Source organism: Shewanella sp. 10N.286.51.B2 (assembly GCF_041469265.1).
Taxonomy (GTDB): Bacteria; Pseudomonadota; Gammaproteobacteria; order Enterobacterales; family Shewanellaceae; genus Shewanella.
The window spans coordinates 1-9,304 of the sequence record NZ_JBFRKH010000086.1; the positions used below are offsets into that span (position 1 = coordinate 1).

Genomic DNA, 9,304 nt, shown 5'->3' on the forward strand with positions numbered 1-9,304 from the left:
GATATAAGGGAGGGTTACAAAATTAGTCTAATTGCCCCTTCATTCTTGTTCCTTATTACACCTTTGCAACGAAGTTCGGAAACAATGAGTGGTTCTGCGAAAAGCAATACACACTCCCCTTTCAAAGCACTCTCATCATAGTTAGCCATATCAAGGGCGTTAGCTATAAAGCGGTGATCTTCAGAAGAAAACGTATCTGTGTTGAACGTCTCATAGAATCGTATCAATGATGGGAACTTGCTCGGGGAATACTCAGTAAAGAATGAATCTAAGCTTGCTTGATACTCTTTGAATGGTTTCATGATGTTTTTGGTGTCTATTACACTGAATATCTCGTTTAGTTTGATATCTTTCTTGCCTTCTCCGTGATTGCTCATCAAATCCTCTGGTTTTTATGAAATTTCAAACACCTAGAGTATATCAGAATTAAAAAGTAGACAGTATCTCAACACATTAAGCACTAAGGTATTTATAGTTTGATAAACAGTACGAGGTGAGAAACATTTACTTTGAAGAAAATCAACACGAGATACAACTCGTTTACTCCACGAGAATTAGATAATTTAAATAGACCAAGTGACAGAATAAAATTAATGTCATTACTTTATATAAATTCTAAATAGTTAACAAAAATACAAGGTAAACCATAACCTTTTTCAGATACAAAAAAAGTTTACAGAAGTTATAACACTTAACTGTAAACTTTTAATTTAAACTATTGTTGTTATTGATTAAATTATCAAACTTAACAATTATTAGTCTCTAGTAAACGTCAGAATGGTAATACCCACTAAAAAAACCACAAACCAACCGAGTGAGTGAGTAAACACCTTGCTAATATAGGTTTTAACGAAAAAACATAAAAACTTGCAATACACAAATTCAGATATTGTATATTTAAATCAATATTAATCGAAAATAGACTTGGTTTTATACACTTTTTGCAAATTACTTAGAGATTTAAGAAAATGCCAGGGTTGATTTTACCCATGGCAACCTTAAATAAATCAGGAAAAATATTAGTATCCAGATCCCATGTTTGGCCTTTTGTACGACAATAATATAGTTTGATAAAAAATTAAGGTTGCTATGAACGGTAATGACGTAATAGTTTGATAAATTATCAGATGACAAATTTCATTTTTTGATAATAAAGTTTGTTATCACTTTGAAACTCACTTTTGGACATGAATGAGTCAGTGATTTTGCTAAATTAGCACTTGAAGGATTACCTCGGGTATTGCAAAACCTCTAATTAAGTGGCCAAATTCACTCTGCCACTACAAGGGTTCGAGTAGCTAGTTATCGCGAGAAGAGCTCATGTACGGAGTCGTTTTCATAGTGATGACTGTATTGACATGACTGCGAAGGAGATCAATTGGGACTATGGTTTTAGTGTACTCATTTTCATTCTAATGCTATAAACTAATCGCTACAACAATCCATTCTGATAAGCCTTGCTTACTAAGTTTGTTCTGTTTCGAGCTGTTAAAATAAGCCTTGCTCTATCAATATGGTAGTTAACACCCCGCTCACTCATATAAAGCTGTTTTCCTACTTCTTCACTGGAGCATCCTTGAGCAATTAGAGATAGAATCTCTATACAGGTAGGGGATAAAATCCTGAAATTTGAAATAGGGTTGATAGTCTTAAATGCTACGGCATTAAAAGTTTCCGAAAACTCCTTTAAGAGTGTTTTGAGTTCATTGGAGGATATGTTTACTGTAACACTATCCCGTTCACTCGCTGAGAATAGGTTGCATATTCCGACCCAACCCTCTCTATCCTTTACTGGGTAATAAAAACTTAATCTAGTCCTAATCTGGTGCAAATTAAGTAGTTGTTCGAAGCTCTTTTTCCGTCTCTCTGGCATAGTATTTTCTGGCCATACGAATGGATTCTGTCGTTTCCTCATCGAGGGGCGTGATAGTTGGTAGCCTTCATCATATTTGGCAAAACGCTTTAGAAACTCTTGTCGAAATTTTAATATTCGATGATCAGAGGAAACGGCGAAGCGCATTTTTTTTAGGTCAATAACTTGTGCAATCTCAGGCTCTTGAACGGTAGAGTCATTGCAAATGTTTAGTGGTTCATCGGGAACACTGCATAAGTTACATTGATCGTCAGGAATAATACAATAGTAGAATTGGTTTAGCCCGAATGGTGCTAGTTTTTCGAGAAAGTTCTCAATAATCCTGTTACAGACAAGTTCACTTTGTAATGCATGCATAATGGGTTCTCTGCGATGAAGAGGAAGGTAAAACCTTCCTCTGAACTATATGATTTACTGAGTGCCTTTATGTTTTTCAACGTGGCAGGTTAAGCAGCTTTCTGGCTCCTTAAAGTTTGTCTGTTGGCTATAGTAATCATCTTTAGTTGAGTATGCATCGCCGTGTTTCGCTAGCGTTTTAGCATGACAGAAACCGCAGGTCAGTAACTCTCCATGACTGTCAGGTGCACCATTATTTCCATGACACTCTGCACATTCCCATGGCGCCATATCCTGAACTACATGACTATTATCAGCATTGTGGCAAGTGGTGCAGTCTGGTATTTCCCAGCCAAAATGAGTCTCTGTTAATGGAGCTCTAGCTTGGCTAATATCCTTAATCAGGGACGGGTCAATCTCCGGTGCTTCAGCATCACAGCCTGAAGTCGACTCTTGATTACCGTAACCATTGCCAAATGCAGCCCCGACGTAATTGATGTACTCTGGGCCATAGATAATCATGGCATCACCTGTTAAATGCGGATCATTACCACCAAATGGCAACCCAAACTTCATGTAGCCACGGCCATTTGGGTTATGATTTTCATATTGTTCACCTTCACCATAGCTGTGGGCGCGATAACCAAGAACACCAGGAACTTGGCCAGAACAGGCTTTGCGATATTCATCACCACCCATGTCTGTTCTTGCTGAACACATAACCCACTGGTAGAGGCCATTTTGTGCTCCTGAATCCATATAGTTTTCCCATTCACCTGTATGGTGAACGAAACCGCAAGAGCCGTTATTAGTATATCGCTCATTGACAATGTTGCCCAGATCATCTCGACCGTTAAAGCTGATCGCTGTCGCAACATAGCCCTGCACATTCGAGTTTGTACTCAAACGCGGCCAGTAAGACCAATCTATTTTCAGATCAGGACGCTGTTCAACCAAAGACAACCAAGCATCAAGTTCGGTAATTACGCCTTCTTTATAAATATCGGTTCTAAGGTTATGAGGTGTTACCTCGATATCCTTAAATACTGCACGTTGAATTGGAATTAAGATCTCGCCAGTTTCAGTTGTCTTGGCTGGCTTGAAATCAATGACAATTTCAGGAATGATAACTTTGCCGCCATTTTCTGCTAGGCGATCCATCTCTTTTTGGTATTTTTTCTTGCGGATATCCATTTCACCAGGTTGCGCAGCAACCAGAACGATACTCATCTCATTCTTTAGTGGGTGGTGATCCATTCGGAAGTAGATCTCTTCTTCTTTATAGTAGTAATGGTCAGTTTCAAAACTTCCCTCTTTCTTGACTTCCCATATGCTAGGGCCTACTAAATATTTCCAGCCTTGTCCCTCGGTTTTACCTAAGCTTTGTTGATCTACAGCTTCTGGGAGACCAGTGATCCCTTCGATAGAGGTGATAAAATGAGTTTTTAGGTTGTCATCTTTTTCAAATTCAACATTAAGGTGATACTTTTCTGCAGCCCAAAGCAGAAGGTCCATTACGGAGCCGTGTCCGTCCTGAAACAGATCTGGGCGTATAGAATCTATTTTTACACCAGACATATTGATAGCAGTGGGTGGCAGAAGGTAGTCAACTTTCAATCCTAGTTTTGCCGCATCTTCAATCATTTTTGACTCGAGCACACCCTCGACCTTATTAGAATTAGAGCCATTACTAGTTTCATCTTTGTTGGTTGTTTCGGATTCATCCAGAGGACTAAATCCTTTTACAATCGCAAATTGAATGGTTTTATTTAGTTTTTGCTCATCTTCAGTTGGGCCGCCAAAGACATAATCGGGTTTCACTATTGGTGGTTCTGGTAGAATTGGTGGAGTCGGTGTTGAAGGATCATCACTCCCACAACCAACTAGTGCAAAACTGAGGGTTAGCACAGCTATAATAGCATTACGTTTCATCATCTATTCCTTGCTTTTTAGAAGTTCGATAAGGATAGATGGGGGAGCTAGTCGTCATCACTAGTAGAAATGACAGTGTGGAAACCCACTGTGATTGAGATCCCCTAATCGGTGGTTATTGCTTCATCTTTTTGTTGATTTAACACATACAATCCATTTTCTAAATAATTATGAATAAAACCCATTGACCAGCATGACTAATCCGCAGGACTTGCTACCGAGGACTTTTGTAAGGTCCAGGTACCATCTTTATTATCAATCCACTCAATGACATCACCATCTTGCCATTTTAGGTCTGCAAGATATTCATCAGGTAATCTGAAAAAAGCCTCTCCATCTTCGGTTCTTTCGATTTCGACTTTCATTGTATTCCCTCTCTGGTAATTCCTTAGTCCTTTAGATACCTTGGCTCATTAATAAAATTTGGTCAACTGACACATTGTAAGTGGGTCGCTGATAGAGCATGTAAAACGAAAAGGGGCAATTCCGAGTTACGATGAACAAGTACAACTGAACTTTCTGATAACTTATTCTATTCCAAACACATCAATTGACTACAAAGTAGTGGCCCAGTTTTGCTAAACCACTACAGGGCAAGCGTGTGAACATTTCACGGAATATGAAGATAGAACCTTACTGTCATCACTTTAGGTGGATTTATAAATTTAACTTTGACGGGCAATGATAAAAGTTGACGAACATATTAAACAACTCTAATCTAACAACTTGTGCTCACCAGCCGGAATCACTAACTAGCACATAACTAAGCAATTACATCAACAATTAGAAAGTGACAACTTCGTCCATGTCGATCGAGATTCCCTAGGGCGACGGAGATAGTTATGTCAGAATTTTCTATATTGATTAGTCCTCAAGACAAGCTTATTTTAAAAGAATTAGCTAAGCACACTAAATCACTTTTGAAGGTGGAAGTAAAACAAACCGCGATACTTAATTCCTTAGCTACAGCCCTTGGTTACCCAAGCTGGCAAATACTTGATAGCTTTAATACAAAGCACATTTTTGGTTCAGATATATTCAAACTAATTAAAGATAAGTACCCAGAAGTTATCTTATCCACAATTAACAAATATACTTCACATTCGATAAATTTAGAAGAAGCTCTTGAGTATGCGAAGTCCTCCATCATGAGATTTTCCCCTTTTTCAAATGAATGGCTTGATAACTGGGATGGCGATGAATCTGATTGTAATTATCCGAAATTATGTTTAGTGCCTCTAGAAAAAACTAATTGTTACGAGGTTATTATCTTTCGACATGAGCTCGAGCTGCTAATGAAAATAGAAAGTAATCAGTCATTCGGTATCTGTTCAGGCCCAGTGGTTGAAATTGCCCCTGAACATATTTTTAGAAGACACAGACCGTACGAATCAAGTGTCCCTTTATTAAAATACATAGAGGAGAAATGTAATGATGTGATTTTTATTGAAGATAATGAACATCTGGTTATTAATCATAAGTGTTTAGCTAGTGTGAACCTTCCGCTTCTTGAAAAGGATATTGAACATTTACTCTATAAATTAAGCTTCAAATATCCATTCAGTTTCGAATGTCGTCCAAAAATCGAAGGTAATGCCTATTGCTTGTATTTTGAGCATAGTTACGCATCGATAAAAGTAGCGACTAAAGAATTAAATGATGAACAGCTAATTTCAGCAAAAGAAAAACTGTTACCTAGTGGGGAAGCGATATCACTCGAGCTCTGGTTTATGTACCGCGCTATAATCGAAGTTATACCCATTGATACCAGCAACACATACGAGCATTTCTGTAAAATTCAAATTGCTAAATTGGAAGGTTTTACTTTCTTCAATCATGAATAAAACGGAAAGAAATGATAACAATAGGCTATAAAATCTAATTTATAGCCTAAAACGCCCCCTCTCTAACGTACTTATGGACAAAAACGGGTTAGAGCAAAGCGTCTAAAGAGAGGTCGTGGGATTAGGGCAAGTATGGCAATCGGATATGTGGTAATGCTCAAAGCAGTGGAGCTTTCACGCGTCCGACTGCCTTTGCTTATTAAACGTTACCAGCCCCATTTTAACCTGTCGTACAACGAAGCTAACTTTTTGTAACTACTGGCATAATTTGAGTTGTCATAATCAAATTTTTCTTCGTTTTGTATGAGGAAGTTATGCAGCAGCTCCAAATCTATTTTTTCTTTGGAAATAAATGGAATATAAGCAGCAGCGTTTTCTGGTGTGCATGATTCAATAATTTGCGCCATCGTCATATGGCGATAGTTTCTAAAGTAGGGCTTGCTATATGAATCCATACGCAATGACTTTATTTCTCTATTTACGACCTTATTTATATTGAATTTACTAGCTGCATATTTTTCCTGAGAATCAATCCCTAATTTATTCAAATACATAAATACTGGGACATTTGGCGAGCTTTTACATGCTTTAGCGGCCACATGAGTGAGAACTTGCTCACTATCGAAATCTTTGTTTTCGTGTAGCAAATCCTCAAGTAGTTCAGGAACACCGATAGAAGCATACCCAACAGGCGAAGGACCAACAAACTCTTGGTTTGCTACACCAACCCCGACTAAAAACTCTACATCTTCTTTTGAGTCAATTTCATCTATATCGACTACACATATCTTTTTTTCAGGCTCTGAAGATTGCACAAGCTCATACAGTTGCTCCTTACAATAACGAAGAACTCTAGCTGGAATCTTTCTTTTTGTAGCATCTATTGCTCTATAAACAGGTGAATAATCATTGGTTTTAACTAAAACCAATGGGATTTGTATCCCATCAATAGTTAAGTACGTATCAGAAATGTTTGGCTCTTCACCAGAAGCAAGTCTTTGAATAAATATTAGATTCTGTCTTAACTGCTCAACATTATCTTTACCAATGCAAGCAGATATAGCTTTCAAAAGGCTGCTGATATTTTCATCGGATATTGAATAACCGATGAAAACTATAGGATGCTCAACGAATAGTGTTATTAGCTTCGCAGCTAAATAGGTGTTTTTTTCATTAAATTTTTCGTAATCAGAATCAGTCAGAACTAAAGAGCCTGAGTTAGTTGAACAACCATGAATTTTGTATATTTCTCCAATCTCTTGTGGATTTGAAAAAAGTAACTCCTCTTGGCCAATGTATGTTTTGTACTCTGGGAATAGCTGTTCAATGAACATATCCCAGTTAGTTGTTATCACCCCATCTACGTTCAAGTTTGCAAGAAGAGCAACCTCATCACAATACTCAGACTCTTTAGCTTTCGATTGATCTAATGTAGCCAAATAATTTGCTATTTCAATTCTAAGAGCGGAGGTTTCATTTTCAATTTTTGATTTAAATCTTTTTACACTGCTCTCATATTCAGGAGCAGACCACCAATATTCATTAAAATCTTTGGCTAAGAGCCCAGCAATTTTTGGATAGTTACCGTTTGCCGCAGACAGGTAGTATTCAAATGGTTTTCCCGCAACACAAAACTTTGATAATAATCCTCGCCAATCCTCAAGCCCCAAGTATCTCCTAGAAAACCCAGAACCTAGAAACAAGAATGGTCCAGCAGCTCTGCCTCTAAAAATCTCAACTAACTTTTCTTCTATTTTCATAATATTCCTGCTGAGGTACGAATCTGACATTGACGTTTAACGCCCGCATAAATTGCGGAAAATAACTGGCTAAAATTAGCGAAGAATGAGCGTCAGACGTCCATTTTTATGCGCTTGTTAGGGGGGCACCATTAAATTGAGCAGTGTATCTATACGCTGGAGTGCCAGAAGCAGAATCGGTAATGCTCTCGTGCTCCACGCGTAACACCGCTTCTGCTACCCTCAGAGACGGAACGTTGGTTGTATCTATTACCGCCTCGATATAAACACTATTAAATCCGTTATTTTGTGCCTGGCTAGCCTGATCATTAATGACATCTCTTAGGATTTGTTTGGCATGACCTTGGTTTCGAAATTCTTGCGGGGTAGCATAGCCTACAGCCACACAAGGGAGCCCCTCTATTTGCCCATTCATGACGCACGATACGAAGGCCTTTACTGTCCTGCGATCCTTACTCAATCGAACATAAGTAAGTCGATTTACCCCTGGTGTAGGTACGTCAAAATGGCTGAATAGGTCTTGATGGTTGGCTACTGGACCTAGTTCTAAAATTCCAGCGCGCAGCGCATGCTGAAATGAGAGCATACCTTCGTGTGGATCAGTCATCGACGTATTCATGAAAGTCCCTTTTAAAATGGTTGCAGCGATAATAAGTAATTTCGATGCAACTAATATTTGTATATACGGCTTACGAGTTTTGCCAAGCCATGTTGAGAAGGTGTGTATAGTAAAAAGTCTGAAAAGTTCATTAATAACTGATTATTAAACATTTACGCTTAAAATTGGATCCAATACACCTAGGGAGAAAAGTGAGTCGCATACTTTGCTTTCCAGTTATCTGAACTTTTCATGAACTCACACTTTCATTTAACTGAATTTACGCCTCTTTTTCTTTTCACTCAATAGCAAACGGTGAAGTGATTGCGCATAAATTGAGATTAACGGCACAAAACCGACACTACCGTATAAAAGTACATACATTGGTTAACTAAAAGGTTTTTGCTACACAGAACCATGCCTTTACGACTGATGAGAAAAAGTAATACAAAGAAGTCAGTTCTGCATAGGACAAATTACTGGAGATAACACATAAAGGGGCAGAAATGTGTTGGCCAAGCTAACTTGAAAATGGACAATAACGCTTTACGAAGTTCTGAAAACTTCCATATTTTGGATAACCTTAGCTGTAACAAAGTACAAGTCTCACCTACAAGCTAGTGGCCAGTTTAAGCAATCCACTACACTGGTGATACAGATGGTTCACCCTTATCGCGGTGAACAGCGCTTCATACGACCTCAGGTCGCACGGACAGAAGTTTGTTAGAGTTAAACCTCTTAAAGTAACGATTTACATTAGGGAATGTAAGGCTGTTCAATGAAATTCATCACCGGTTAATAGCGCCATGGGTGGGTTTCAGCACGAAGAGAATCACCCAATTATCGCTAAATACCAATTATTCAAGGACTTAAAGTGCCGACAGCCCAGCATTATGGGTGGCTTGCAGCAGGAAGAGAATTACCCAATTATCGCAAAATACTGGTTGTTCAAGGACTTAAA

The 9,304-nt window shown here is 38.3% G+C and carries 7 protein-coding genes; 1 reads left to right on the forward strand and 6 read right to left on the reverse strand.

Going from position 1 to position 9,304, the window contains the following annotated elements; translation table 11 throughout:
* Positions 1-14 precede the first annotated feature (14 nt).
* The 4 genes from AB4140_RS18810 to AB4140_RS18825 all read right to left on the reverse strand — a co-directional run bounded on the left by AB4140_RS18810 (position 15) and on the right by AB4140_RS18825 (position 4,506).
* On the reverse strand, positions 15-377 hold the full coding sequence (locus AB4140_RS18810; RefSeq protein ID WP_372002184.1) for a hypothetical protein: 363 nt from the start codon (positions 375-377) through the stop codon (positions 15-17).
* A 1,055-nt stretch (positions 378-1,432) separates the two neighbouring features.
* Positions 1,433-2,230 (reverse strand): response regulator transcription factor, encoded by a 798-nt coding sequence (locus tag AB4140_RS18815; RefSeq protein WP_372002186.1) that lies wholly within the window; start codon positions 2,228-2,230, stop codon positions 1,433-1,435.
* A gap of 54 nt (positions 2,231-2,284) precedes the next feature.
* Positions 2,285-4,144, reverse strand: a complete 1,860-nt coding sequence (locus AB4140_RS18820) for a cytochrome c3 family protein (protein ID WP_372002188.1) — start codon at positions 4,142-4,144, stop codon at positions 2,285-2,287.
* Positions 4,145-4,338: 194 nt separating this feature from the next.
* Positions 4,339-4,506, reverse strand: coding sequence for a hypothetical protein (locus AB4140_RS18825; RefSeq protein ID WP_157936135.1), 168 nt, complete (start codon positions 4,504-4,506; stop codon positions 4,339-4,341).
* A 477-nt stretch (positions 4,507-4,983) separates the two neighbouring features.
* On the opposite strand from AB4140_RS18825, the gene AB4140_RS18830 reads away from it, so the two are divergent.
* Positions 4,984-5,985 carry a hypothetical protein gene (locus tag AB4140_RS18830; RefSeq protein WP_372002190.1) on the forward strand — a complete coding sequence of 334 codons (1,002 nt, stop codon included), beginning with the start codon at positions 4,984-4,986 and terminating at the stop codon, positions 5,983-5,985.
* 206 nt (positions 5,986-6,191) lie between these two features.
* Here the strand turns inward: AB4140_RS18830 and AB4140_RS18835 are convergent, their stop codons facing one another.
* On the reverse strand, positions 6,192-7,745 hold the full coding sequence (locus tag AB4140_RS18835; protein ID WP_372002191.1) for an SIR2 family protein: 1,554 nt from the start codon (positions 7,743-7,745) through the stop codon (positions 6,192-6,194).
* Positions 7,746-7,851: 106 nt separating this feature from the next.
* A complete protein-coding gene (locus AB4140_RS18840; RefSeq protein WP_372002193.1) occupies positions 7,852-8,364 on the reverse strand; it encodes a hypothetical protein in 513 nt (170 codons plus the stop codon).
* Positions 8,365-9,304 lie beyond the last annotated feature (940 nt).

Coding starts and splice junctions, on each gene's coding strand:
- AB4140_RS18820 (WP_372002188.1), bottom strand. CDS start 4,144: ATGATGAAACGTAATGCTATTATAGCTGTGCTAACCCTCAGTTTTGCA.
- AB4140_RS18840 (WP_372002193.1), bottom strand. CDS start 8,364: ATGAATACGTCGATGACTGATCCACACGAAGGTATGCTCTCATTTCAG.
- AB4140_RS18830 (WP_372002190.1), top strand. CDS start 4,984: ATGTCAGAATTTTCTATATTGATTAGTCCTCAAGACAAGCTTATTTTA.
- AB4140_RS18810 (WP_372002184.1), bottom strand. CDS start 377: ATGAGCAATCACGGAGAAGGCAAGAAAGATATCAAACTAAACGAGATA.
- AB4140_RS18825 (WP_157936135.1), bottom strand. CDS start 4,506: ATGAAAGTCGAAATCGAAAGAACCGAAGATGGAGAGGCTTTTTTCAGA.
- AB4140_RS18815 (WP_372002186.1), bottom strand. CDS start 2,230: ATGCATGCATTACAAAGTGAACTTGTCTGTAACAGGATTATTGAGAAC.
- AB4140_RS18835 (WP_372002191.1), bottom strand. CDS start 7,745: ATGAAAATAGAAGAAAAGTTAGTTGAGATTTTTAGAGGCAGAGCTGCT.